At 69.1% G+C, this 24,707-nt stretch carries 26 protein-coding genes and 1 tRNA gene; 11 read left to right on the top strand and 16 right to left on the bottom strand.

Features of this window, described 5'->3' with window-relative positions; translation table 11 throughout:
* Nucleotides 1-131 precede the first annotated feature (131 nt).
* Nucleotides 132-1,718, top strand: a complete 1,587-nt coding sequence (locus DI005_RS31190; protein ID WP_112266693.1) for a sodium:alanine symporter family protein — start codon at nucleotides 132-134, stop codon at nucleotides 1,716-1,718.
* A 29-nt stretch (nucleotides 1,719-1,747) separates the two neighbouring features.
* On the opposite strand, the gene DI005_RS31185 is transcribed toward DI005_RS31190, so the two are convergent.
* On the bottom strand, nucleotides 1,748-2,242 hold the full coding sequence (locus DI005_RS31185; RefSeq protein WP_112265555.1) for a MarR family winged helix-turn-helix transcriptional regulator: 495 nt from the start codon (nucleotides 2,240-2,242) through the stop codon (nucleotides 1,748-1,750).
* Nucleotides 2,243-2,605: 363 nt separating this feature from the next.
* Here DI005_RS31185 and DI005_RS31180 point away from each other — a divergent pair, with 363 nt between their 5' ends.
* Together DI005_RS31180 and DI005_RS31175 are read left to right on the top strand one after the other, a co-directional pair.
* On the top strand, nucleotides 2,606-3,781 hold the full coding sequence (locus DI005_RS31180) for a globin domain-containing protein (RefSeq protein ID WP_199543375.1): 1,176 nt from the start codon (nucleotides 2,606-2,608) through the stop codon (nucleotides 3,779-3,781).
* Nucleotides 3,781-4,503 (top strand): dienelactone hydrolase family protein, encoded by a 723-nt coding sequence (locus DI005_RS31175; protein WP_112265559.1) that lies wholly within the window; start codon nucleotides 3,781-3,783, stop codon nucleotides 4,501-4,503. The genes DI005_RS31180 and DI005_RS31175 overlap by 1 nt, the downstream gene beginning before the upstream one ends.
* Here DI005_RS31175 and DI005_RS31170 read toward each other — a convergent pair.
* The 7 genes from DI005_RS31170 to DI005_RS31140 all read right to left on the bottom strand — a co-directional run bounded on the left by DI005_RS31170 (nucleotide 4,487) and on the right by DI005_RS31140 (nucleotide 11,277).
* Nucleotides 4,487-5,626 carry an RNA polymerase sigma factor gene (locus DI005_RS31170; protein WP_112265561.1) on the bottom strand — a complete coding sequence of 380 codons (1,140 nt, stop codon included), beginning with the start codon at nucleotides 5,624-5,626 and terminating at the stop codon, nucleotides 4,487-4,489. The genes DI005_RS31175 and DI005_RS31170 overlap by 17 nt on opposite strands.
* 8 nt (nucleotides 5,627-5,634) lie before the next feature.
* Nucleotides 5,635-6,042 carry a YciI family protein gene (locus DI005_RS31165; protein ID WP_112265563.1) on the bottom strand — a complete coding sequence of 136 codons (408 nt, stop codon included), beginning with the start codon at nucleotides 6,040-6,042 and terminating at the stop codon, nucleotides 5,635-5,637.
* Nucleotides 6,043-6,204: 162 nt separating this feature from the next.
* Entirely contained in the window at nucleotides 6,205-6,648 is a 444-nt protein-coding gene (locus tag DI005_RS31160; protein WP_112265565.1) for a heat shock protein transcriptional repressor HspR, read from the bottom strand.
* On the bottom strand, nucleotides 6,648-7,826 hold the full coding sequence (gene dnaJ / locus DI005_RS31155) for a molecular chaperone DnaJ (protein ID WP_112265567.1): 1,179 nt from the start codon (nucleotides 7,824-7,826) through the stop codon (nucleotides 6,648-6,650). Before dnaJ ends, DI005_RS31160 begins: the two co-directional genes overlap by 1 nt.
* A gap of 30 nt (nucleotides 7,827-7,856) precedes the next feature.
* Nucleotides 7,857-8,558, bottom strand: a complete 702-nt coding sequence (grpE, locus tag DI005_RS31150; protein WP_113644505.1) for a nucleotide exchange factor GrpE — start codon at nucleotides 8,556-8,558, stop codon at nucleotides 7,857-7,859.
* Nucleotides 8,555-10,423: a molecular chaperone DnaK gene (gene dnaK, locus DI005_RS31145; RefSeq protein WP_112265570.1), complete on the bottom strand. Its 1,869-nt coding sequence runs from the start codon at nucleotides 10,421-10,423 to the stop codon at nucleotides 8,555-8,557. The genes grpE and dnaK overlap by 4 nt, the downstream gene beginning before the upstream one ends.
* A gap of 188 nt (nucleotides 10,424-10,611) precedes the next feature.
* A complete protein-coding gene (locus tag DI005_RS31140) occupies nucleotides 10,612-11,277 on the bottom strand; it encodes a DUF4097 family beta strand repeat-containing protein (RefSeq protein ID WP_113644504.1) in 666 nt (221 codons plus the stop codon).
* Nucleotides 11,278-11,461: 184 nt separating this feature from the next.
* Here DI005_RS31140 and DI005_RS31135 point away from each other — a divergent pair, with 184 nt between their 5' ends.
* Entirely contained in the window at nucleotides 11,462-12,001 is a 540-nt protein-coding gene (locus DI005_RS31135; protein ID WP_112265574.1) for a YbhB/YbcL family Raf kinase inhibitor-like protein, read from the top strand.
* A 216-nt stretch (nucleotides 12,002-12,217) separates the two neighbouring features.
* On the opposite strand, the gene DI005_RS31130 is transcribed toward DI005_RS31135, so the two are convergent.
* Together DI005_RS31130 and DI005_RS31125 are read right to left on the bottom strand one after the other, a co-directional pair.
* The gene (locus DI005_RS31130; protein ID WP_110334131.1) at nucleotides 12,218-12,778 is read right to left on the bottom strand and encodes a TetR/AcrR family transcriptional regulator; all 561 of its coding nucleotides are present in this window, start codon (nucleotides 12,776-12,778) and stop codon (nucleotides 12,218-12,220) included.
* Nucleotides 12,775-13,104, bottom strand: a complete 330-nt coding sequence (locus tag DI005_RS31125) for a multidrug efflux SMR transporter (RefSeq protein WP_112265576.1) — start codon at nucleotides 13,102-13,104, stop codon at nucleotides 12,775-12,777. Before DI005_RS31125 ends, DI005_RS31130 begins: the two co-directional genes overlap by 4 nt.
* Before the next feature lie 148 nt (nucleotides 13,105-13,252).
* On the opposite strand from DI005_RS31125, the gene DI005_RS31120 reads away from it, so the two are divergent.
* The 5 genes from DI005_RS31120 to DI005_RS31100 all read left to right on the top strand — a co-directional run bounded on the left by DI005_RS31120 (nucleotide 13,253) and on the right by DI005_RS31100 (nucleotide 19,445).
* Nucleotides 13,253-15,541 (top strand): (Fe-S)-binding protein, encoded by a 2,289-nt coding sequence (locus DI005_RS31120; RefSeq protein WP_112265578.1) that lies wholly within the window; start codon nucleotides 13,253-13,255, stop codon nucleotides 15,539-15,541.
* Between the two features lie 143 nt (nucleotides 15,542-15,684).
* Nucleotides 15,685-16,425, top strand: coding sequence for a DUF742 domain-containing protein (locus DI005_RS39280; protein WP_228713544.1), 741 nt, complete (start codon nucleotides 15,685-15,687; stop codon nucleotides 16,423-16,425).
* A gap of 50 nt (nucleotides 16,426-16,475) precedes the next feature.
* Nucleotides 16,476-17,081: a TetR/AcrR family transcriptional regulator gene (locus DI005_RS31110; RefSeq protein ID WP_112265580.1), complete on the top strand. Its 606-nt coding sequence runs from the start codon at nucleotides 16,476-16,478 to the stop codon at nucleotides 17,079-17,081.
* On the top strand, nucleotides 17,065-18,690 hold the full coding sequence (locus DI005_RS31105; protein ID WP_113644503.1) for an acyl-CoA dehydrogenase family protein: 1,626 nt from the start codon (nucleotides 17,065-17,067) through the stop codon (nucleotides 18,688-18,690). The genes DI005_RS31110 and DI005_RS31105 overlap by 17 nt, the downstream gene beginning before the upstream one ends.
* A complete protein-coding gene (locus tag DI005_RS31100; RefSeq protein ID WP_113644502.1) occupies nucleotides 18,681-19,445 on the top strand; it encodes a crotonase/enoyl-CoA hydratase family protein in 765 nt (254 codons plus the stop codon). The genes DI005_RS31105 and DI005_RS31100 overlap by 10 nt, the downstream gene beginning before the upstream one ends.
* Here DI005_RS31100 and DI005_RS39795 read toward each other — a convergent pair.
* Complete coding sequence (locus DI005_RS39795) at nucleotides 19,442-19,792, bottom strand: CAP domain-containing protein (RefSeq protein WP_369973636.1); 351 nt, start codon at nucleotides 19,790-19,792, stop codon at nucleotides 19,442-19,444. The two genes, DI005_RS31100 and DI005_RS39795, sit on opposite strands and share 4 nt — an antisense overlap.
* A 7-nt stretch (nucleotides 19,793-19,799) precedes the next feature.
* Between DI005_RS39795 and DI005_RS39790 the strand changes: the two genes are divergently transcribed.
* Nucleotides 19,800-20,183: a hypothetical protein gene (locus DI005_RS39790; protein WP_323808341.1), complete on the top strand. Its 384-nt coding sequence runs from the start codon at nucleotides 19,800-19,802 to the stop codon at nucleotides 20,181-20,183.
* Between the two features lie 161 nt (nucleotides 20,184-20,344).
* On the opposite strand, the gene dcd is transcribed toward DI005_RS39790, so the two are convergent.
* Nucleotides 20,345-20,926: a dCTP deaminase gene (dcd, locus tag DI005_RS31090; protein WP_112265588.1), complete on the bottom strand. Its 582-nt coding sequence runs from the start codon at nucleotides 20,924-20,926 to the stop codon at nucleotides 20,345-20,347.
* A 19-nt stretch (nucleotides 20,927-20,945) separates the two neighbouring features.
* Nucleotides 20,946-22,181 (bottom strand): oxygenase MpaB family protein, encoded by a 1,236-nt coding sequence (locus DI005_RS31085; protein ID WP_113644500.1) that lies wholly within the window; start codon nucleotides 22,179-22,181, stop codon nucleotides 20,946-20,948.
* Between the two features lie 120 nt (nucleotides 22,182-22,301).
* On the opposite strand from DI005_RS31085, the gene DI005_RS31080 reads away from it, so the two are divergent.
* Nucleotides 22,302-22,375: transfer RNA gene (locus DI005_RS31080), tRNA-Gly, on the top strand.
* An 80-nt stretch (nucleotides 22,376-22,455) separates the two neighbouring features.
* Here DI005_RS31080 and DI005_RS38750 read toward each other — a convergent pair.
* The 3 genes from DI005_RS38750 to DI005_RS31065 all read right to left on the bottom strand — a co-directional run bounded on the left by DI005_RS38750 (nucleotide 22,456) and on the right by DI005_RS31065 (nucleotide 24,571).
* Complete coding sequence (locus tag DI005_RS38750; RefSeq protein ID WP_206077781.1) at nucleotides 22,456-22,641, bottom strand: hypothetical protein; 186 nt, start codon at nucleotides 22,639-22,641, stop codon at nucleotides 22,456-22,458.
* A 258-nt stretch (nucleotides 22,642-22,899) separates the two neighbouring features.
* Nucleotides 22,900-23,172 (bottom strand): hypothetical protein, encoded by a 273-nt coding sequence (locus DI005_RS38055; RefSeq protein WP_137092797.1) that lies wholly within the window; start codon nucleotides 23,170-23,172, stop codon nucleotides 22,900-22,902.
* Nucleotides 23,173-23,848: 676 nt separating this feature from the next.
* Entirely contained in the window at nucleotides 23,849-24,571 is a 723-nt protein-coding gene (locus DI005_RS31065) for a hypothetical protein (protein ID WP_137092799.1), read from the bottom strand.
* Between the last annotated feature and the right edge of the window lie 136 nt (nucleotides 24,572-24,707).

Genomic DNA, 24,707 nt, shown 5'->3' with positions numbered 1-24,707 from the left:
TCGCAGAGGCCGTCGATATGCACAACGTCAGGAAAGTTGAGCGTGTTCCACTCAACCCATGGAATTTCGCAAAGTAACGACTACTGCGGACAGCTTGCGATCGCCCACCTGATGGGATGAACTACCGGACCATGTCAGTCATCACACCCGGGCCACTGGCCACGAGCTCACCGCCCGACATCGATGTCCTCGCCGCCGAGGGAGGCACCCTCGCCTCGATCGAGGAGTGGATCAACGACATATTCACGCCCATCTCGGATGGCCTGTCCAGTTTCGTGTTCGCCGAGCTCACGATCGGCAGCATCTCGTTCCCGTGGATCGTGGCCTGGCTCGTCCTGGCCGCCACGGTCTTCACGATCTACTTCGGCTTCGTGCAGTTCCGCAAGTTCAAGCTCGCGACAGAGATCGTCAGGGGCAAGTACACGCGGAAGGACGAGCCCGGCGAGATCAACCACTTCCAGGCGCTGAGCTCCGCCGTGTCGGGCACGGTCGGCCTCGGCAACATCGCCGGTGTCGGCGTGGCCGTCACCATCGGTGGCGCGGGCGCCACCTTCTGGATGATCCTCGCCGGACTGCTCGGCATGTGCACCAAGTTCGTCGAGTGCACGCTTGGTGTGAAGTACCGCGAGACGCACGAGGACGGCACCGTCTCCGGCGGCCCCATGCACTACCTGCGCAAGGGGCTGGCGGACCGGTTCCGTAACGGCTTCGGCAGGACGCTGGGCAAGGTGCTGGCCGTGCTCGCGGCGATCATGCTGCTGTTCTTCGCGCTGGCCGGCGGCAACATGTTCCAGGCGAACCAGACCTTCGCTCAGCTCCGCGACGTCACGGGCGGCGACGACGGCTTCCTCGGCAGTGACGGCGCCGCGTTCGTCTTCGGTGTCGTCCTCGCCGTGGTGGTCGGTGCGGTGATCATCGGTGGCATCAAGTCGATCGGCGCCGTGACCAGCCGCCTCGTCCCTTCCATGGCGATCATCTACATCGCCGCGTGCCTCATCGTGATCCTGGTGAACATCACCGACGTGCCGGGCGCGATCGGCGAGATCGTCACGGGTGCGTTCGCCCCGGAGAGCGTGGCCGGTGGAGCGATCGGCGCGCTGATCGTCGGCTTCCAGCGGGCCGCCTTCTCGAACGAGGCGGGTCTGGGCTCCGCGCCCATCGCGCACTCGGCGGTGAAGACGAAGAACCCCATCACCGAGGGATACGTCGCGCTGCTGGAGCCGTTCATCGACACGGTGATCGTCTGCACCATGACGGCGCTGACCATCGTGATCGCCAAGACTCAGTTCTGGGAGGACGCCAAGGCCACCGTGTTCGCGGGCGGGGAAACCCCGGACGGCGTCACCGTCACCTCGGAGTCGTTCGCGACGGTGCTGCCCTGGTTCCCCTACGTCCTGACCGTCGCCGTGGCACTCTTCGCCCTGTCGACGATGATCACCTGGGGCTACTACGGGCAGAAGGCCTGGACGTTCCTGTTCGGCAAGACCCAGGTCAGCGAGCGCGTCTACCAGGTGATCTTCTGCCTGTTCATCGTGGCGGGCTGCGTGCTGACGCTGGGCAGTGTGCTCAGCTTCGCCGACGCCGTGCTGTTCCTGCTCGCCCTGTTCAACATCATCGGCCTGTACCTGCTGGTGCCGGTGGTCAAGCGAGAGGTGAAGGACTTCACGGACAAGCTTCGCTCCGGCGAGGTGAAGAAGATCGAGAAGGTGCGCAGCTGATTCGCTGAGCACCACCGGCCGACGGCCCGCTACCCGGTCCCGTTCCGGGTGGCGGGCCGTTCCTGGTTCCGCGCTTGCGCGGAGACCATGGCGCGCAGGTCGTCGTTCACGGCCCGCAGCCTGTGGGCGAGGTCCTCGAGCTCCGACTCGTCCCACCCGGCGAGCGCGTTGCGGACGAAGTCGACATGCAGCCGCCGCCAGCGCTCCAGGTGGCGCTGTCCCTTCTCCGAGACCTTGACCAGCGTGACCCTGCCGTCCTCCGGCGATGGCCTGCGCTCGACGAGGTCGAACGACGCGAGCTGGCCGATCTGCCTGCTGACCACCGAGATGTCGACCATCCGGAGCTTCGCCAGCTCGGAGAGGCGCAGTTCGCCCTGCCGGTCGATCTCCGAGAGGAGCATGACGGCCGCTGGGTGCGGGCCGTCGCCGGTCTGCCAGAGCTGCATGACCCACGCCTGGTGCAACTGAGACGACGTGCGGATCTGCCGCATGAGATCGACGCAGACCTCGTCCGAGGGGTTCATGGGCCTCACCTGATCACAGTAAGTTACTTGCTCTATGCAAATTCTACTCGACCGGCGGCGACTCGAAACGGGATATCAGGTGAAATGGGGCACTAAGCGGACTGTAGTGCCACCCATCCGGAGCAACCGCAGGGGGACAACTCGCACAGTGACTACCGCCCAACTGCACGGGAACCTAATGTTGGGTGGTCGCATGCTCAGAAAGGTGGATTATTCATGGAGTCTCGGCACTGGACGTGGGTCACTGACCTGCTGGAGCAGCCGCAGCATCCACCATCACCCGTTCGTGAATAATCGCGACCACCTTTTCATTACTGTGCGTATCAATCACCCCGCTCGACGCGGACCAACTGGGGCAGACGAATGACAGCCGACGCGATCAGTCCAATACCGCGGGTGGCACCGGCCAGAGTTCCGCCACCCGCGGTGACCGCCATGGTCGAACTGATCCGGGACACCTGGCGCCAGGCCGAGCCCTACACCCCCGAGATCTCGCAGTTCTTCTACGGCATGCTCTTCACGCTCGCCCCCGCGACGCGTGACTTCTTCCCGATCAACATGGAGGCGCAGCGCGGCAGGCTCGTGCGCGCGCTGGTGCACATCGTGCAGATGGTCGACCGCCCCGACGACCTCGCGCCGTTCCTGCGCCAGCTCGGCCGCGACCACCGCAAGTTCGGCGTCATCCCCACTCACTACGAGGCCGTGGGCACCGCGCTGCTCGCCTCGCTCAAGCGCCACCTCGGTGAGGCGTGGACGCCGCAGGTCGAGCGCGCGTGGGCGGAGGCCTACACGATCATCGCCCGGTCCATGCAGGACGCGGCGGCGGCCAGCGACCACCCGCCGTCCTGGATCGGCACGGTCGCGGAGCACCGCAGACTCAGCTGGGACCTCGCGCTGATCCGGGTCGAGCCCGAGCAGCACGTGCCGTACCAGGCCGGCCAGTACCTGAGCATCGAGGTGCCACAGCGGCCCCGGCTCTGGCGCTACCTCTCACCGGCCAACGCGCCGCGCCCCGACGGCTCGCTGGAGTTCCACGTCCGCGCGGTCGAGGGCGGATGGGTGTCCCGCGCGATCGTCAGCCACACGCAGAGCGGCGACACCTGGCGCATCGGGCCGCCGATGGGCAGACTCGGCGTCAACCGCGAGTCCGGCCGGGACGTGCTGATGATCGCGGGCGGCACCGGCCTCGCCCCGCTGCGAGCCGTGCTGGACGACCTCGCCCAGTGGGGCACCAACCCGAAGGTCACGGTGTTCTACGGCGGCGCCACCCACGAGGACCTCTACGACCTCGAACAGCTGCGGGCGATGGCGTCCACCAACCCGTGGCTGACCGTGTGCCCCGTGGTGGAGCGTGCGGAGGGCCTGCCCGGTTTCGAGCACGGCACCCTCGCCGACGCCGTGACCAGGCACGGGGCCTGGCCGAACCACGACGTGCTCGTGTCCGGCTCGCCCGCGATGATCAGGGCCACCGTGTCGCGGATGCTCGTCGCGGGCACGGCACTCGACCAGATCCGCTACGACCCGTTCACCATCGACTGATGGAGACGTCGATCCCGGTCGCCGACGGCACCGTCAAGGGCTACCTCGCCCTGCCGCAACGCGAGATCTCCGGGCCGCCGCCGTGGCCGGGTGTCGTCGTGGTGCACGACGCGCTGGGACTCGGCCGCGACACATGCCGCATCGCCGACCGCTTCGCCACCGCGGGCTTCGTCGCGCTCGCGCCCGACCTGTACTCGCGCGGCGGCCTCCGCTGCGTCAAGTCGGTGTTCTCAGCGCTCATGGCCGCCAAGGGGCAGGCGTTCGACGACCTCGACGCGGCCAGGCGCACGCTGGCCGGCCGCGAGGACTGCACGGGCGATGTCGGCATCGTCGGCTTCTGCATGGGCGGCGGCTTCGCGCTCGCCGCCGCGAGCAGCGGCTTCGGCGCCGCGGCGCCGTACTACGGCCAGCTGCCGAAGGACCTCTCGGTGCTCGACGGCGCGTGCCCGATCGTGGCGAGCTTCGGCAGGAAGGACCCGTCGCTCAGGGGCAAGGCGGCGGTGCTCGAGGCCGAGCTGACCGCACGCGACATCCCGCACGACGTCAAGGAGTACCCGGCCGCCGGGCACAGCTTCGCCAACCAGCTCCCGCTCGGCCCGCTCAACCTGCTCGCCAAGGTCACCGGCTTCGGCTACCACCACGAGTCGAGCGAGGACGCCTGGCGGCGCGTCCTGGCCTTCTTCGCCGAGCACCTGAGGCGACCGGTCACCGGCGGGCGTTGAGCCGGGCGGCCTGTCGCGTCAGGTAGTCGCGTTCGGCCAGGTTGGGCGCCTTCTGTGCCGCCTCGGCGTAGAGCCGTGCCGCCGTCACCGGATCGCCGTCGCGCTCGTGGAGGTACGCCGCCACCGCCGCATGCCGGGGCAGCGAGTCGTCCAGTTCCGCGAGCGCCGCCAGCCCCGCCCGCGGCCCGTCGGCCTCGCCGACGGCCACCGCCCGGTTGAGCCGGACGACCGGGCTGTCGGTGAGACGCACGAGCTCGTCGTACCACTCGACGATCTGCACCCAGTCGGTCTCCTCGGCGGTCTGCGCGTCCGCGTGGAGCGCAGCGATAGCGGCCTGCGCCTGGAACTCGCCCAGCCGGTCACGTGCCAGCGCCGCCTGCAGGATCTCGACGCCCTCGGCGATCAACTTCGTGTCCCACCGGCTTCGGTCCTGCTCGGCGAGCGGCACCAGGCTGCCGTCGGGCGCGGTACGGGTGCCGCGTCGGGCGTGGTGGAGCAGCATGAGGGCGAGCAGCCCCGCCACTTCGGGATGGTCGATCCCGGCAGCGAGCTGCCGGGTGAGCCGGATGGCCTCGGCGGCCAGGTCGACGTCGCCGGAGTAGCCCTCGTTGAAGACCAGGTAGAGGACGCGAAGCACGGTCGCGACATCGCCGGGCTGGTCGAACCGCACACCGTTGACGGTGCGCTTGGCCCGGCTGATGCGCTGCGCCATGGTCGCCTCGGGCACGAGGTACGCCTGGGCGATCTGGCGGGTGGTGAGCCCGCCGACGGCCCGCAGCGTCAACGCGACCGCGGACGACGGCGTCAGCGAGGGGTGGGCGCACAGGAAGTAGAGCTGGAGCGTGTCGTCCACCGAGCGCGCCGGCCCCGGAGCCGGTTCCTCGTCGACGAGGTCCTCGCGCCTGCGGCGGGCCGTGTCCGACCTGGTCGCGTCGAGGAACTTGCGCCAGGCCACGGTGACCAGCCAGCCCTTGGGGTCACGGGGATGGTCGGCAGGCCAGACTCGGAGCGCCTCCACCAACGCGTCCTGCACGGCGTCCTCGGCCGCCGCGAAGTCGGCTCCGCGACGGACGAGGATCCCGAGCACATTCGGTGTGAGGCTCCTGAGCAGGGCCTCGTCCATCTCTGACGTCACTCCGTGACGGTCGGCGGCTCGGTCAGGAACGGGCGCAGCTCGAGCCACTCGTGGATCGGCTTGCCGCCCGCGCCGGGTGCGGCCGACAGCTCCCCGGCCAGCTCGACGGCGCGCTCGTAGCTGTCGACGTCGATCACCATCCAGCCTGCGATGAGGTCCTTGGTCTCGGCGAACGGGCCGTCGGTGACCGGCGGGCGCCCCTCGCCGTCGTACCGGACCCACGCCCCCTCGGGCGCGAGAGCCTGGCCATCCACGAACTCACCGGTCTCCTCGAGCCGGGCCGCGAAGTCGCTCATGTACTGCATGTGCGCCGAGATCTCCTCCGGCGTCCACTTGTCCATGGGCACGTCGTTGACGGCGGCCGGAGCGCCGCGGTAGTGCTTCAGCAGCAGGTACTTCGCCATGATGTCTCTCCTCGGTGCTGGTGACCCATTCTGGTCACGTTCACCCCGAGGACGGAGCCGTTTGCGGCTTCTCGACACGAACCCGCGAACTTTTTCGAACCAACCGCAGTGAAGGCCACCTTCACTGCAGATCGATGGGTGGGTGGCGGATGGGTGCGTGGGTCAGCCTCGGCGGCGGGGTTTCCACACCACCAGCGCGTTCTGCCTGCGAACCGGCACGAGGTCCTTGCGGTAGGAGGCGTGGACGGCGGCCGCCGCCTGCTCGGCGGCGGCGTAGGCGGCCGCCAGCTCCTCGGTCAGTTCCCGTACCCGGTGCTGCAACGCCTCGACCTGGTTCTCCAGCTCGATGATGCGCTTGATCCCGGCGAGGTTGACGCCCTCCTCCTGGGACAGCCGCTGCACCTCGCGCAGCAGCGCGATGTCCCGCATGGAGTAGCGCCTGCCACCGCCGGACGTCCGGCCGGGGCTCACGAGCCCCAACCGGTCGTACGAGCGCAACGTCTGCGCGTGCAGCCCGGACAGCTGCGCGGCGACCGAGATGACGAAGACCGGCGTGTCCTCGTCGGCGCCGTGCGGCAGCCCGCCCGGGAAACCGGAACCGAACATCATGCCCCCCTGTCTCGCAACAGCGCGGTGATCTCCGGTCGCGGATCGTGCTTCGCGACCGCCTCGGCGTAGGACTCCAGCGCGGCCTTGGCCTTGCCGTCGAGCTTGGCCGGGATCACGACCTGGAGGGTGACCAGCAGGTCGCCCTGGGTGCCGTCCCGCTTGGCGATGCCCTTGCCGCGCACCCGGAGCACCCGGCCGCTCGCGGTGCCCGAGGGCACCTTGACGGAGACCTTCGACTCCAGCGTGGGCACCGTGAGCGTGGTGCCGAGCACGAGCTCCGAGAACTCCACCGGCACCGTGATCGTCAGGTCGTTGCCCGAGCGGCCGAACACCGGGTGCGGGTTGACGTGCACGCGCACGTACAGGTCACCAGCGGCGGCGCCGCCCCGGCCGGGCTCTCCCTGGCCGGCGAGGCGGATCCGCTGGTTGTCGTCCACCCCGGCGGGGATCCGCACGGTCAGCGTCCTGGTCCTGGTGCTGATGCCCTCACCGACGCACTCCGGGCACGGGTCGTCGATGAGCGTGCCGCGGCCGCGACAGTCTCGGCACGGCTCCGAGAAGGCGAACGCGCCCTGGCTCCTGCTCACCAGACCCGAACCCGCACACGTCGGGCACGTCCTCGGCCTCGTGCCCGGCCGGGCACCGTTGCCGCCACACGTGCCGCACGTCGCGGGACTCGACAGCCGCAGCGGCAGGGTCGCGCCCTTGACCGCCTCGGCGAAGTCGATGCGGACATCGGTCTCCACGTCGGCGCCACGCTGGCCGCGCGCCGCCGTGGTGCCACCGCCGCCGCGGCGGCCGAACAGGTTGCCCAGCATGTCGCCGAGCCCCCCGAACCCGCCGCCGGCCGTGGACTGGCCGAAGAGGTCGTTGATGTCGAAGCCACCGGTGCCGGTGCCGCCTCCACCCGGGAAGCCGAAGCCGCCGGGGCCTCCGGAGCCGAACAGCCTCCTGGCCTCGTCGTACTCCTTACGCTTCGCCGTGTCGGACAGCACCCCGTAGGCCTCCGAGACCGCCTTGAACTTCGTCTCGGCCTCGGTGTTGCCGGGGTTGGCGTCGGGGTGGTTCTCCCTGGCCAGCTTCCGGTACGCCTTCTTGATCTCGTCCTGTGAGGCGTCGGAGGAGACGCCCAGCTCACGGTAGAAGTCCTTACCGATCCACTCCCGCGCGCTCATGCGGCGTCTCCTCCTTCCTCATGTTCGTGTTCAGCGTGCGTTCTCATCGACGTCGACGGGCAGCTCGCCGCCGACCGGCGGGTCGATCGGCTCCTCCGAAGGCGCGGCATCCGGCTCGTGGTCGGTGACACCCACGAGTGCCGCCCGTAGCACCCGGTCGGAGAACCGGTAGCCACGGCGCAGCACCATCGTCACGGTCGGCTCCGTCACGTCGGGCGAGGTGTCGTGCTGCACGGCCTCGTGCACGCTCGGGTCGAAGGGCTCGCCCTCCTTGCCGAACGACTCGAGCCCGGCCCGTTCCAGCGCGCCGACGAGCTTGTCGGCCACCGCCTTGAACGCACCCGTGAGGTCGCCGTGCTGCTCGGCCCGCTCCAGGTCGTCGAGCAGCGGCAGCAGGTCGTTGACGAGCGACGCCTTGCCGCTGGCGGCCACGACCTCGCGGTCGCGGTCCACCCGCCTGCGGTAGTTGGCGTACTCGGCCTGCACCCGCTGGAGGTCCGCCGTGCGCTCCTCGAGCTGCTTCTCGAGGTCCGACACGGGCGCGACGGCCTCGTCGACGGTCGCCTCGCCCGCAGCGGGGCCGGAGGCGCCCTGCTCGGCGGGCGCCTCCTGCGGCTGTTCGGTCACCGGCTGCCGCAGCTCGCCGGTCTCCGGGTCGATCTTCCGGCGATCCCGCACGACCACTGGCTCCTGGTACTCCTGTCGGTCGGATTCGTCGTAGCGTTCGGTCACTTCTTGTCGTCCTCATCGACGATCTCGGCGTCAACGACGTCGTCGGCCTTGGCCGACGAACCGGTGGAACCGGTGCCCGCGTCGCCTGCGCCCTCGGCGCCAGTGGCGCCCTGGGCCTGTGCGCCGGTGTTGGCGTACAGCGCGGTGGCCAGCTCCTGCGAGGCCGAGTTCAGCTTCTCGATCGACTCGCGGATCTTGGCCGTGTCGGTGCCCTTGAGCGACTCGTTGGCCTCGTCGATCGCGGTCTTCACCTTGCCCTTGAGCTCCTCGGGCAGCTTGTCGTCGTTGTCCTTGACGAACTTCTCGGTCTGGTAGACCAGCGTCTCCGCCTGGTTGCGGGTCTCGGCCTCCTCGCGGCGCTTCTTGTCCTCCTCGGCGTGCGCCTCGGCGTCCTTGACCATCCGGTCGATGTCCTCCTTCGGCAGCGCCGAGCCACCGGTGATGGTCATCGACTGCTCCTTGTTCGTGCCGAGGTCCTTCGCGGTCACGTGCACGATGCCGTTGGCGTCGATGTCGAACGTGACCTCGATCTGCGGCACGCCACGCGGAGCGGGCGGAAGGCCGGTCAGCTCGAACATGCCGAGCTTCTTGTTGTGCGCGGCGATCTCCCGCTCACCCTGGAACACCTGGATCTGCACCGAGGGCTGGTTGTCGTCCGCGGTGGAGAAGATCTCCGAGCGCTTGGTCGGAATCGTGGTGTTGCGCTCGATGAGCTTGGTGAACACGCCGCCCTTGGTCTCGATGCCGAGCGACAGCGGCGTGACGTCCAGCAGCAGGACGTCCTTGACCTCGCCACGGAGCACACCGGCCTGCAGGGCCGCGCCCACGGCGACGACCTCGTCCGGGTTCACGCCCTTGTTCGGCTCGCGGCCACCGGTCAGCTCCTTGACCAGGTCGGCGACGGCCGGCATCCGGGTCGAGCCGCCGACGAGCACCACGTGGTCGATCTGGCCGACCGAGATGCCCGCGTCGCGGATGACGTTGTTGAACGGCGCCTTGGTGCGGTCGAGCAGGTCGGAGGTGATCCGCTGGAACTCCGCGCGGGACAGAGTCTCGTCGAGGAACAGCGGGTTCTTGTCCGCGTCGACCGTGATGTAGGGCAGGTTGATGTTCGCGCTGCTGGAGCTGGAGAGCTCGATCTTGGCCTTCTCCGCGGCCTCCTTGATGCGCTGCATCGCCATGCGGTCCTTGGTCAGGTCGATGCCCTGCGAGGACTTGAACTTGTCGACCAGCCAGCTGACGATGCGCTCGTCCCAGTCGTCACCACCGAGGTGGTTGTCACCGCTGGTGGCGCGCACCTCGACGACGCCCTCGCCGATCTCGAGCAGCGAGACGTCGAACGTACCGCCACCGAGGTCGAAGACCAGGATGGTCTGCTCCTTCTCGCCCTTGTCGAGTCCGTAGGCCAGCGCGGCGGCGGTGGGCTCGTTGACGATGCGCAGCACGTTGAGGCCCGCGATCTGGCCCGCTTCCTTCGTGGCCTGCCGCTGGGCGTCCTCGAAGTAGGCGGGAACGGTGATCACCGCGTCGGTGATCTCCTCGCCGAGGTAGGACTCCGCGTCGCGCTTGAGCTTCATCAGCACGCGCGCGCTGATCTCCTGCGGCGTGTAGTTCTTGCCGTCGATCTCGGTCTTCCAGTCGGTGCCCATGTGCCGCTTCACGGACCTGATGGTCCGGTCGACGTTGGTCACGGCCTGGTTCTTCGCGGGCTGCCCGGTCAGCACCTCGCCGTTCTTGGCGAAGGCGACGACGGACGGGGTGGTCCGCGAACCCTCCGAGTTGGCGATGACCGTCGGCTCGCCGCCTTCCAGTACCGCGACGACCGAGTTGGTCGTGCCGAGGTCGATGCCGACCGCTCGCGCCATGGTGTTCCCTCCTGCGTACTTGCTTGGCGTGCCGGCCCTTGCCGGCGATGTCGCTTCTTCCACGTTGAGTGGGGTTCACTCAAGTTGTATCCGGAGCCCTTCGCGGCCGTCAACCAGGACTTGAGCCGGGCTCACTCAATCTTCCTGCCAGCACAACGACTGGCCTGCCGTTCTTGTTCCCGCGCGGGCTACGCGGCATGCACGGTGACGTCGCCGCTGTCGGTGTTCAGGTCGAGCACTGTCGACGCGGCCGGGTCCTGCGTCACGCCGATCTCGCGGTCGCCGGAGTCGGTGGTGCCGAGGACTCGGTACGAGCCGTCGGGCACGGTCACCTCCACGTCGCCGCTGTCGGCCGCGAGGCGCACGTCGCGCGGCTCGTCGAGGGTCACCCTGACGTCGCCGGAGTCGACGGACACGTCGACCGCGCCCCGCAGCCGCGTGCCGGTGAAGTCGCCGGAATCGGCCTCGACCTGGACATCGCTCACGCCGTCGAGGGTGAGGTCGCCGGAGTCGACCGACCCGCTCACGGTCGTCCCCTCGGGCACGATCACCTCGTAGTCCACCGAGCACCACGAGCCGCAGCCGGACAACGTCAGCGTGCCGTCGCGCACCTCGTACGCCTCGTCCGGCTCGCCCCAGCGGTACCTGAACCGCTGCCGGACGGTCGTGGTCTCCGCACTCTCGTCGGCGCGGACGAGCACGTCGCCGGAGTCGCCCGCCAGCTCGACCCTGCTGATCCGCTGCTCCACGGTCGCCGTCGCCTCCGCCGTCGCCGGCCAGAACCAGCCGAGCCCGAACGCGATCCCCACCCCGATCAACGCCACACCGCCGATGGCCAGTCCAGCGCGCCCCATGCTGAGTCCTCCCGCCGCAACATCTCTGCGCAGGCAACGCTATGACCCGGCGGGGCGCCGGGGCATCCGGGTGAACCCCGGTTCCTCCCTGAGGCTGTCCCTACCCCCGGACGGGGCAGCGGATCACTAGCCTTCCGGGAAGAAGCCACATCGAAACCGACGAGCTGGAGGAGGACCAGAGCCCATGACCCGAGCTCAGAACCCCTACGAATCGCTGCCGCCCGTGCCGTCCTTCACGCTGCGCAGCAACGACGTCGCCGAGGGGGAGACGCTCGCGACGCCGCATCTGAGCGGCATCTTCGGCGCGGGCGGGGAGGACCGCTCGCCGCACCTGGCGTGGGAGGGCTTCCCCGCCGAGACCAAGAGCTTCGCGGTGACCTGCTTCGACCCGGACGCCCCCACGGGCAGCGGCTTCTGGCACTGGGCGGTGTTCAACATCCCGGCGTCGGTCACCGAGCTGCCCTCCGGCGCGGGCGACGCGAGCGGCTCCGGCCTGCCCGAGGGCGCCAGGACGCTGGCGGGCGACGGCGGGGTGCGGCAGTTCCTCGGCGCCGCCCCGCCGCCGGGACACGGCCCGCACCGCTACATCTTCGCGGTGCACGCTCTCGACGTGGAGTCGCTCGACGTGGGCGAGGACGCGCGGCCGGCGTTCCTCGGCTTCAACATGTTCGGCCACACGCTGGCCAGGGCCACCCTCACGCCGGTCTACGAGAACAAGGGCTGAGACCTCCGGCGTAGACCGAGGTAACCGAGGGCCCCGAGCCCGAGCAGTCCGGCGGCGGTGAGGCGCGTGACGGTCCATCCGGCCAGTCCGTAGGCCGCCGCGCCCACCGCCGACCCTCGGTGGTGCCGCGGATCCGGCGGATGCTGCTCGGCCCCGACCCGGCCGAGCTGACGAGCGCGCTCCGCACGGCCGTCGAGCGGCTCACCCTGCCCTGAGTCAGCGGGGCTTGAGCAGGTAGTCCACGACGGGCCGCAGCTCCTCTGCCGTCGGTGGCTCGTCGTCGATGAGGCCCTGGATGAGCAACCCGTCGATCCCGGCGAGGAACACGCGGAAGGCCACCTCGTCGTCGTGGCGCACCATGGACGTCAGCACATCGAGCCAGCGCCGCGCCGCGGGCCGCAGCTCGGGGCGGCGTGCCGCGAGCAGGTACAACTCGTACTCGGCCATCGTGCGCCCCCGCCTCGGCCCGAGCGCCTCGGCGAGCAGGTTCGCCACCTCCTCGGCGCCCCGGCTGCCGCGCGAGCGCGCGCGGTCGATCATCCAGTAGACCTCGGTGGCCATGTCCCTCGCGCAGTCGATGAGGGTGGCGATGAGCAGGTCGTCGAGCGTCGCGAAGTGGTAGGTGGTCGACGTCGTCGGCACGCCGGCCTCCTTCGCCACGGTGCGGTGGGTGACGCCGGCGACGCCGTCGCGCTCGATCACCCGCAGCGTGGCCTCGATGATCTCCGTGCGCCGTTTCTCGCCGCGTACCTTGCGGCCGTCGACCCGCTGCCTCAATGCGCCGTCCTGCCCACCTCGAGCAACACCACACCGCCGATCACGAGCAGCAGTCCGGCGACCATCGTCAGGTTCATGGTCTCTCCCAGGAACAGCGTGCCGATGATCGCCACCAGCGCGACCCCGACCGCGGACCAGATCGCGTACACGACGGCGACCGGCATCCCCGCCTTGAGCACCTGCGCCAGCAACGTGAACGAGAGCGCGTAGCCGATGACGACGAGGATCGTCGGGCCCAGTTTGGTGAAGCCGTGTGAGAACTTCAGCGAGATGGTGGCCGTCACCTCGGTGAGGATCGCACCGGCGAAAAGAAGATACGCGCCCATGCGCCGAGAGTATCGGAACGATAGTCCCAATAGTAGCGAGTTTTCCACCACATCAGTGGGACTTCGCGCTGCGACATCGATTACTGATCAGTAAGAAGGGTTAGGCTCCCGAAACCCACCGCGAAGTCCCGAACCGAAAGGCCCGATCATGGGTGCACTGCAGATCACGCTCGGTGTGATCGGCGTTGCCGTCAGTGTTGTCGCTTGGGGTGTGTTCGTCGCCGGCGTCCTGCGCCAGATACGGATCATCCGACTCGGGCAGCCGGACGCGACGCGCAACGGTCCGTTCGTGCCACGCCTGAACACCCTGATCAAGGAGTTCGCGGCGCACACGAGGATGAACAAGCTCCGCCACGTCGGGCCATGGCACTGGCTGGTGATGTGGGGCTTCCTCCTCGGCTCGCTCGCACTGTTCGAGGCTTATGGGGAGACCTTCAACCCGCACTTCGCGTGGCCCATCATCGGGCACTGGGAGCCGTGGCAGCTGCTGCTCGAACTGCTCGGCCTCGGCACCGTGGTCGGCGGCGTCGCGCTCGCGATCATCCGCCAGGCCAACCACCCGCGCAGGGCCGACCGGCAGTCCCGGTTCGCGGGCTCCAACTTCAAGCAGGCCTACTTCGTCGAGGCTGTGGTGATCATCGAGGGCATCGGCATCCTCGGGGTCAAGGCGTTCAAGATCGCCAGCGGGATCGAGGACCCGGCCCTGTGGTCGAGCTTCGTCACCCAGCCGCTCGCCGAGCTTTTGCCCACGAGCACGGCGGCCGTGTCGATCATGGCGCTGATCAAGCTGCTATCGGGCATGATCTGGCTCTACGTCGTGGGCACCACGCTGACGATGGGTGTCGCCTGGCACCGGTTCAGCGCGTTCTTCAACATCTACTTCAAGCGCGAGGACAACGGCGGCGTCGCGCTCGGCAAGCTCAAGCCGATGATGAGCGGCGGCAAGCCGATCGACCTCGAGGAGGCCGACCCCGACGAGGACACCTTCGGCGTCGGCAAGGTCGAGGACTTCAGCTGGAAGGGCTGGCTCGACTTCTCCACCTGCACCGAGTGCGGCCGATGCCAGTCGCAGTGCCCCGCGTGGAACACCGGCAAGCCGCTGTCGCCGAAGCTCGTGATCACGCAGCTGCGCGACCACGCCTACGCCAAGGCGCCGTACCTGCTCGCCGGCGGCAAGAAGGACATGGCGGGCGACGAGGTGGGCCTCACCGGCGACAACCCGTACGCGGGCATCGACGTGCTCGCGATCGCGGAGGCCGAGCGCCCGCTCATCGGAGACGACGGCGGCGTGATCGACCCCGAGGTGCTGTGGTCGTGCACCACCTGCGGCGCGTGCGTCGAGCAGTGCCCCGTGGACATCGAGCACGTCGACCACATCGTCGACATGCGCCGCTACCAGGTGATGATCGAGTCGAACTTCCCGACCGAGCTGAACACGATGTTCAAGAACCTGGAGAACAAGGGCAACCCGTGGGGCCAGAACGCCAAGGACCGCATGGCCTGGGCCGATGATCTGGACTTCGAGGTGCCGGTGTTCGACGGGGACTTCGGCGACACCGAGTACCTGTTCTGGGTCGGCTGCGCGGGTGCGTTCGAGGACCGCGCGAAGAAGACCACCCGCGCCGTCGCCGAGCTCCTGCACATCGCGGGCGTCAAGTACACGGTGCTCGGCCCCGAGGAGACCTGCACCGGTGACCCGGCGCGGCGCGCCGGCAACGAGTTCGTGTTCCAGATGCTCGCGCAGCAGAACGTCGAGGTCCTCAACTCGGTGTTCGAGGATGTCGAACAGACCAAGCGCAAGATCGTCGTGACCTGTGCGCACTGCTTCAACACCCTCGCCAACGAGTACCCGGACCTCGGCGGCGACTACGAGGTCGTGCACCACACGCAGCTGCTCAACCGGCTCGTGCGGGAGAAGCGGCTCACCCCGGTGGCGCCGATCGCGGAGGACGTCACCTACCACGACCCGTGCTACCTGGGCAGGCACAACAAGGTGTACGAGGCTCCGCGTGAGCTGGTGGGCGCGTCCGGCGCGGCGCTGCGGGAGATGCCGAGGCACGGCGACCGGTCCATGTGCTGTGGCGCCGGTGGCGCCCGCATGTGGATGGAGGAGCGCATCGGCAAGCGGATCAACGTCGAGCGCGTGGACGAGGCGCTCGGCACCGCGCCCTCCAAGATCGCGACCGGCTGCCCGTTCTGCCGCGTGATGCTCACCGACGGCGTCACGTCGCGGCAGAACGACGGCAAGGCAAGCGAGAAGGTGGAGGTCGTCGACGTCGCCCAGCTGCTGCTCTCCGCGGTGAAGCGCGGCGAGCAGAAGGTGCCGGTGCCGGTCGGCGCCGCCACGAGCGGCGGGGAGGCCGAGGCCGACGGCCGCGCCGACGTGCCGACCGACGAGGCGCCGACGGGCACGGCGCAGGCCGAGGAGGACAAGTAACCGAATGAGTCGTCGCCGGAGGCGCCGCTAAGCAGCGTGGCGGTGGACATGCCGAGTAGCATGGTCCCTCCTCGCAGCCGACGTTGCCCGCGAGGTAAGCGAGATCTGCATGACTTCTGCAGGCAGGGCGGACAAGCGTAGGCATGGGCACCCCCGGCGACGACGAACCGGACGAGACCGACGAGACCGACGTCGGTCCCACCGGTGCGCGCTTTCCCTCGTCCCGGCAGCGTGCCCGGTTCGGTGACGACGAGCCCGAGCCCGTCGAGGAGACGCCGAAGCGAAAGCGCAAGGGCCGGAAGTCGACGAGGGTCGGCTACACCGGCGGCCGGTTTCCCTCCGCTTCCCGGCTGGAGAAGCTGGCGAAGGAGGAAGCGGGGGCCGCAACGGAGCCGGAGCCGGAGCCCGAGCCTCCTGCCGCGCCGGATCCGCCACCCGAGCCCGAGCCTCGTTTCCGTCCCGCCGGGAAACCGCCGCCGCGCAGCGAGCGCGTGTTCGCCACCGCGAAGGACTCCGACGAGGACGGCGTCGACCCGATGGAGGAGCACCGGCTGCGGGTGCGGCCGTACGTGCTCACGCGGGGCCGCACGCACGCGCGTCAGGACCTCGCCGTCGAGACCCTCATCTCCACCATCCCGGACGCGCCGTGGGGCGCCCAACAGCTCAGCTCCGAGTACCAGGCGGTTCGCAGGCTGTGCATGGAGCCGCGGTCGGTGGCAGAGGTCGCCGCGCTGTTGTCCGTGCCGCTGGGCGTCGCCCGTGTGCTGCTGAGCGACCTGGCCGAGGCGGGGCTCGTCCACGTGCACAGCAGCACGGCGAACTACGGCGGACGGCCCGACTTCACGCTGATGCAGCGCGTGCTCGAAGGGCTGCACAACCTCTGAACCAGCGCCGACGCTTGCCTGAAGAAGTGAATCGGTGCTTCACTTCTTGCATGGTGTACCGGCGCACTCCCCGGATCCAGGCCCGCATGGACTCCCAGCGGGCCGCGATCCTCGACGCAGCCATCGAGCTGCTCGCCGAGCGCGGCTACGCCGGGTGCTCCATGTCTGCCGTCGCCGCGCAGGCTGGCGTCGCCACCGGCAGCGTCTACCGGCACTTCCCCGGCAAGGCCGAGCTGGTCGCCGAGCTGTTCCGGCTCGTGGTGACGCGTGAGGTACAGGCCGTCGAGCTGGCCGCGGAGCAGCCCGGCACTGCGCCGGAGCGAGTGGTCGCCGTGGTGGAGACCTTCGCGAGCAGGGCGCTCAAGGCCCCGCGGCTGGCCTACGCGCTGCTCGCCGAACCGGTCGACGCGCCGGTGGAGGAGCAGCGGCTGGTCTTCCGCCGTGCCTTCCGCGACGTCGTGGCACGCCGGGTCGCCGAGGGCGTCCGCACCGGCATCCTCCCGCCGCAGGACGCCGAGATCACCGCCGCCGCCATCATCGGAGCCGGTGCCGAGGTGCTGACCGGCCCGCTCACCTCCGACAGCACGGACGCCGTGTCCGAGCTGTGCACGTTCACCCTTCGCGCGCTAGGAGCGACAGATGCCACCCACCCATGAGGTAACCAACCAGGTGCCGCTGCTGGCGGGTCACGACCTCGCCGAGGACCCCACGCTGCTGGAGGGCCTTCGCCGCGAAGGGGCGGGCTGGGCCGAGGCCGAGTTGCACGAGCTCGGCGTGCTCGCCGGCACCGAGCGGGTGCAGGAGTGGGGCAGGCTCGTCAACGAGAACCCGCCGAAGCTGCGCACCCACGACCGCGTGGGCAACCGCATCGACGAGGTGGAGTTCCACCCGCACTGGCACGAGCTGATGGACGTCGCCGTCTCGCACGGGCTGCACGCGGCGCCGTGGCGGCAGGACCGGCCTGGCGGACACGTCGCGCGCGCGGCCAAGTTCTACGTCTGGAGCCAGATCGAAGCGGGCCACACGTGTCCGATCTCGATGACCTACTCGGCCGTGCCCGCGCTGCGGCACAACCCCGACCTGGCCACGGCGTACGAGCCGCTGCTCGCCGCGAACGTCTACGACTTCGGCCTGCGCGAGCCGAGCACCAAACGCGGCCTCATCGCGGGCATGTCGATGACCGAGAAGCAGGGTGGTTCCGATGTGCGGGCGAACACCACCACCGCACGGCCCACAGGGGACGGCGGCTACGTGCTCACCGGACACAAGTGGTTCACCTCCGCGCCGATGTCGGACCTGTTCCTCACGCTCGCGCAGGCGCCGGGCGGGCTGTCGTGCTTCCTGCTGCCGCGCGTGCTGCCCGACGGCACCCGCAACCGCATCCACCTGCAGCGGCTCAAGGACAAGCTCGGTAACCGGTCCAACGCCTCGGCCGAGATCGAGTACGACGAGGCGGTGGGCTGGCTCGTCGGCGAGGAGGGCCGGGGCGTCCGCACGATCATCGAGATGGTCAACAACACGCGGCTCGACTGCGTGATCGGCGGCGCGGCCGGCCTGCGCTACGGCGCCCTGCGGGCAGCACACCACGCGCGGCACCGGCACACGTTCGGCCAGGCGCTCGACCGGCAGCCGCTGATGACCAACGTGCTAGCCGACCTCGCCGTCGAGTCGGAGGCCGCGACGATGGCGGCCCTGCGGCTGGCCGGGGCGAGCGACCGCGCCGCCGGGGGCGACCGGCAGGAGGAGGCGCTGCGGCGGCTCGCACTCGCGGTGACGAAGTACTGGGTGTGCAAGCGCGCGCCCGCGCATGCGGCCGAGGCGCTGGAGTGCCTCGGCGGCAACGGCTATGTCGAGGAGTCCGGCATGCCCCGGCTCTTCCGCGAGTCGCCGCTGTCCTCGATCTGGGAGGGCTCCGGCAACGTCGCCGCGCTCGACGCGTTGCGCGCGATGGGCAAGCAGCCCGACTCGGTGGAGGCGTTCTTCACGGAGGTCGAGCAGGCCGAGGGCGCCGATCCCCGGCTCGACGACGCGATCGGCCGGGTGCGCAAGGAGCTGGCCGACCTCTCTGACGTCGAGTTCCGCGCGCGGCGCGTGGTGGAGTTGCTCGCGCTGGTGTTCCAGGGCTCGCTGCTCGTGCGCCACGGCGACAAGGCCGTCGCCGACGCGTTCTGCGCCTCCCGCCTCGGCGGCGACTGGGGCATCGCCTTCGGCACGCTGCCCGCCGGTGTCGACACCCACGCCATCAACTCGAGGGTGTGGCCGTGAGCGTGCGAGTGGAGCGTGACGGCACCGTCACCACCGTGGTGCTGAGCAGGCCGCAGGCGCGTAACGCCGTCGACGGCCCGACCGCGGCGGCGCTGGCCGAAGCGTTTCGCGAGTTCGACGCCGACGACAGCGCGCACGTGGCCGTGCTGTGGGGCGAGGGCGGCACGTTCTGCGCGGGAGCCGACCTCAAGGCGCTCGGGACGCCCGAGTCGAACCAGGTGACCGAGGACGGCAACGGCCCGATGGGCCCGACCAGGCTCCGCCTTGGCAAGCCCGTGATCGCGGCCGTCTCCGGCTACGCGGTGGCCGGCGGGCTGGAGCTCGCGCTGTGGTGCGACCTGCGGGTGGCCGAGGAGGACGCCGTGTTCGGGGTGTTCTGCCGGCGCTGGGGCGTGCCGCTGATCGACGGCGGCACCGTGCGGCTGCCGAGGCTGATCGGCACGAGCCGGGCGCTGGACCTGGTGCTCACCGGCCGCCCGGTGCCCGCGCGGGAGGCGCTGGCGATGGGCCTTGCAAACCGCGTCGTGCCCACCGGGCAGGCGCGTGCGGCCGCCGAGGAGCTCGCCGCCCAGCTCGCCGCGTTCCCGCAGGTCTGCCTGCGCGAGGACAGGCTGTCGCTGCTGGAACAGGACGGCCTCACCGAGGAGGAGGCCATGGCCGGCGAGCTGCGGCACGGCTTCGTGTCGCTCGGCGCAGGGGCGCTCGACGGGGCCCGCCGATTCGCCTCCGGCGCCGGACGACACGGAGCCTTCTAGTAGCCGAAGTTCTGCGTCCAGTACCAGCCGTCGGAGTTCACGCCGACGCCGATGGTGGTGATGTCGCAGTTCAGGATGTTGCGGCGGTGGCCGTCGGAGGACATCCACGCGTCCATGACGGCCTCCGGGCTGGAAAGGCCCATCGCGATGTTCTCCGCGGCGGGCCTCGGGTGGCCCTCGTCGCGGATCCGCTCGTCGAAGGTGGTGCCGTCTGGTGAGGTGTGCGAGAGGTACTCGCGCTCGGCCATGTCGTCACTGTGCCTCTGCGCGGCCCTGGCCAGCCTGCTGTCGACGGTGACGGCCGCGCAGCCCACGTTCGCGCGCTCGTCGTTGACCAGGTCGACCACCCTCGCAGTGGACGACGGAGAGTTGCCGCCGGAGGACGACTCGGTCCTGGGACTCTGGGAGGAGGATTCGGGGTCGCTGGTGGTCGGGGCGGGTCGGTTCGGCGGGGAGTGCGGGGAGCGCGGGGGATTCGACGACTCGCTGGCGGACGAGGAGTCCGGGGTGGGGGATCGCGTCGTCTGCCCGTTGGCGGGCGCGGGTTGTCGCGTTTCGGGGGAGGTGGTGGTGCTGGAGGGCTGCGTGGGCGCCGCCGAGGTCGACTCCGTGACCGGAGCCGACGAGGCCGGGTTGGGGCCGGAACGTCGGATGGAACCGTTGAGGGGATCGTCCGCGGATCTGCCGGGCAGAGCGACGGGGGATTCGCCGCCCGGCGGACGCAACCACAACAGGTGACCACCCGCCGCAACCGCGACACCCACGAGCACACTCACCATCACTAAAAGTGATCGAATGCGTGAACTCGGGGTAGGCACAAGAGCGGAAGCTACCACCAAAGCGTGAGTTATTGAACCGTTATCTGTGCCGCATTTGCGTTGTAACCTGGCGTGATTTTCTCAGCGACGGGTGTCGATTCGGTCGAAGTTCTTGTAGGCGCGGCTGGGCGTCGGCCCGCGTTGCCCCTGGTAACGCGACCCGGCCTCGGCGGAGCCGTAGGGGAACTCGGCGGCGCTGGTGAGCCGGAACAGGCACAGCTGGCCGATCTTCATGCCGGGCCAGAGCGTGATGGGGAGGTTCGCCACGTTCGACAGCTCGAGCGTGATGTGCCCGGTGAAGCCGGGGTCGATGAACCCGGCGGTGGAATGGGTGAGCAGCCCGAGACGGCCGAGCGACGACTTGCCCTCGAGCCTGCCCGCGAGGTCGTCCGGCAGGGTGAACAGCTCGAACGTGGAGCCGAGCACGAACTCGCCGGGGTGCAGCACGAATGGGTCCTCGCCGGCCTTCTCGACGAGCGAGGTCAGCTCGTCCTGCTGCAGCTGCGGGTCGATGTGGGTGTACTTCGTGTTGTCGAACACGCGGAAGAAGCGATCGAGCCGCACGTCGATGCTCGACGGCTGGAGCATCTTCGGTGTGAAGGGCTCCACCCCGAGCCGCCCGGAGTCGAGCTCTTTGCGGAGGTCGCGATCACTCAGTAGCACGCGCCCACCCTATCCGGGCTCAGGCCGCGGGCTGGCTCTCGGTGCGCATGTGCCGCGCGTAGGTGGTGTCGACGCGGAAGATCTTGCCGAGGCGCTCCGCGTACCGCCGCCTCCCTGCGTCGCCGATCAGCTCCTGCAGCACCGTGGCGCCGGGCACCCACTGGCGAACGGTCTCCGCGGCGAAGTTGGTCGCGGCCGCCGCCAGCACCAGGCCCTGTGCGATGGGGTCGTTCGGCAGCCCGAGGAAGTCGGCGTTGGTCTTGCCGAGCACGAGTCGGCTGATCGAGGAATGGACGCGAACGGAGACATGGGAGAGCACCTTGCCGACGGCCCCGCGTCCGGCACCGACCTGGGCGTGCGAGGCCAGCAGTGCGGCGGCGAGGCGCTTCGAGTCGTCGTCGGGGATGAACTCGGTGGTCGCGAGCAGCCAGAGCAGGCGCCAGGCGTCCTCCTCGGTGGCGGGCAGGATCTCCTCGTCGACGCCCATGAGCCAGCCGACGTAGCGCCAGAGGTGGATGATGTCGGCGCGCTCGCGGTCGGTGTAGCGGACGCCGAGCAGCTGCATGCCGAGCACGTAGACGAGCGAGAAGAGCAACAGCGTGCCGACGGTCTGTACCTGGTTGACGGGCCGGTCCCAGGCGGCGTAGTCCCAGTCGGGCCGGCGGTTCATGGCGGCGCGGACGTGGGCGTGGACGAGCCGGACGCGCAGGGCGGAGGCGTAGCCGTGTGCGCCGAGCCGTAGCGCGCCGGGCGTGGTGACGTCGATCCACCAGTTGGCGGTCTCGACGAGGCGCCTGCTCGCCGTTCGCTCGATGGCACCGGTGCCGACCAGCGCCTTCGTCGCTCTGGACGCGAGGTACCCGCCCATGAGCGACATGTCGCCGAGCGGGAAGAGGCCGAGGATTCCGGTGCGGGCGATGGCGCGAGCACCCCGTTCGATCCGTTCCTGGTCGGCCCAGTACGGCGTGGCCTCGACGTCCCGGAAGAAGTCGGTCAACGCCGGAGGCGGATCGTCGAGGCTGTCGATGCCGTTCAGCAACGCCCGCTCGAACAGTCGTCGCCCCTCACCGGCGGGCAACTCGTGGATCATGGCGACGACGGCGTCGGCGAGGGGATCCTCGGCCTGTGCGTGCTCGCGCAACCGCCGCACCTGCCGCTCGGTGCCCCGCAGATCGCCCGGAGCGAACAACCTGGTGGCGAGCCGGAAACCCCCCTGCCGCAGCAACTCCGGATCCGGCAACCGCTCGTCCGCCATCGCACTCACCTACCCGCGCCGACTTCAGACAACAAGTGTTGTCACTTTGCGCCGAAGTAGTCAAGAAGGGGAAGGCGGTGGCGAGCGAGAGATCGGCACCGTGTATGCTTTCGGTGCTCTGCGGATGTAGTTCAATGGTAGAACATCAGCTTCCCAAGCTGAGAACGCGGGTTCGATTCCCGTCATCCGCTCCAAGTCGAAACCCCCAGGTCACACACCGTCTGATGTGGACCTGGGGGTTTTGCTTTCGGAGATCAACTCGTCGACTGGGCCATTAGCGAACCGGCACGACCGCGCCAGCCGCCCCATCGTCCGGGTCGTCATCGTCCTGTGAGTTGGCCGCGTCCGTGCCCTGCCGGTGCTTGTCCACCAGCTCCGACAACCGGTCGGCGATCCGCTCGTCGGCATCGCTCGTGGCCCGCTGGTAGATAAGCGCAGCCCGCAAGTCGTTGTGACCCATCCGCGCTTCGCGCGCCGCCGCCGGAAACCGCGCGGCCTCCCGCTGACGCTCCGGCCGGCGCACCCGCCGCACGCCACCAACCAGCGAGGCCCTTGGCACCAGCGCGTCATCTCGCAGGCCCCCTTCTCGCCCGGTGATCGTCTTACGCCGAGCCGCCCGCATCAAGGGCGCCTACGGCGTCGCTACGCGATGAGCTGCGCTCACCCTTGAACCGGCCGCCAGGGCAAAGGGGCCGGGGAGGAACGGGCGGGCCCAGCCTCAGACACCGAGCGCGGACCAATCGGTGGCTGCGATCGCTGCCTGTAGATCCCAGGTTGGCTCGCCTGGTGTCGCCGACCGGCCGTTTTCGTCCCGGGCGACGACAACAAGGCCGCGCTGCTCACCTCGGAGAACCTCAATCGTGATCTCGATGGTGGTGCCGTCTGCTCGTCTTCGGTGGGCGCGATATGAGTGAACTATCTGCCAGACATCTGCCTTGGTCACATCGGCCAGTAGTGCGGCGATCTTCTCGTAATCCTGAATGTGAAGCATGCACGTGAGCCTAGACTGCACGCGGGCCATTAGCGGGCCATTAAGGCCGGTCAACCACGGTCAACAGCGGCGCCCCGCGCACATACTCGCCCGCAGGTCAGGACCACTTTCCAGCATGATCACGCTGGTTCCAAGCTGCGAACGCGGGTTCGATTCCCGTCATCCGCTCTCGTAGCGAAGGCTTAGGTCAGAAGTTGTCTACTTCGGACCTGGGCCTTCGTCGTTTCGAGATCAACTCGGCTCGCGTGCCATTAACGTGCCATAGCGAACCGGCACGGGCGCATCAGCGGCGCCATCGGCCGGTCGTCATCGTTCTGCGAGTGGACGCCTCCTGACAATCGGCCGGCGATCCGCTAGTCGGTATCGCTCTTGACTCGCTGATAGATCAACGCCGCACGCATGTCGTCTCTGCCCATCCGCGCATCAGGTCCATGGTCGAAGACCCGGCCTTGGACGCTCAGATGTTCCCAGCGTGCGGAGGGCATGGAAGTGTGGCCCGGCGAAGCCCATATCCGCTGCGACCTTGGTCCACTTGGACCGCTGGTTGAAGTGGGCCGACGCAACGCGGTGCCGTCCCGAGCCCGGTGAACAGCAGCGACATGAGTCAAGGAGCGGCGCGCAAGCCCGCCGCTACCTACCAGCGAAGCCCTGGAACCCACGCGCGACCGGAAAGGCGTCAGGCGTCGATGCTCTCGTCGAACGGCACCCAGATACCGCGGGGATCAAGCAGGAGTATGAGGTCGTCGAGTGCTTCCGTAATCGCAGTCAGCCGTGGCCGCGCCCGCTCGAGGTCCGATATGTAGGCCGCGATGTCCTGCTTCAGGGACTGAAACCAGCGGGCAAACTTGGGGTCGTCGAGCCGGTCGACAAATTTGACGTAGCTGATGCAGCCGGGATCATCGGCCGGACGATCCGGATCGACCATCAGCTCACCCAGGGCCCACTGCTCGCCCCCGAGCAACATGAACGTGAGGTCACCGTCCCTGCTGGAGATCGCGCGCTGCACGGCGGCGAGCCGACGCACCAGCTGACGGTTCCGTTCCTCGTTACCCATATCGAGCACCCGGACGTGGCGCGATGTGATGTGCACCCAGCACAGATACCTGCCGATGCGGTACAGCGTCTCATTGATCGCGTAGCCGAGATATCGCTGGCCACGTTGTTCGTCCTCGGAGCTGAACTCTTTGACCTGCTCAGGATCCATAACATTGCGCAGCCGACTCGCCAAGGAGGAGGCGGCGGCCAGTAGCGGCCCGCTGTACCGGTCAGTGTGGTCCCGGCGTTCCTGCCGCCGCTGTTCGAGCAGCCTGCGACGCTCAAACCGGGCACCCAACACCACCGTGACGAGGGCGCCGCTGACCGACGTGAGCGCAGCAATGACGGCGAGCGCATTCCCCATCCGGGCAAGCGTACTGCACGGATCTAGCATGGACGTGCTGATTCGCCGATCCGTCCGGCGTGACAGCACAGCGGGGCGAGCATCGGCTTTAACAGCGCCATTCGCCCGCCACGTGCAGAATCGGCGGAGTCTCACC

The organism is Prauserella sp. PE36 (genome assembly GCF_003311655.1).
Taxonomy (GTDB): Bacteria; Actinomycetota; Actinomycetes; order Mycobacteriales; family Pseudonocardiaceae; genus Prauserella_A; species Prauserella_A endophytica.
Note: the sequence above shows the minus strand (reverse complement) of the source record. Positions and strands in the feature narration are given on the sequence as shown.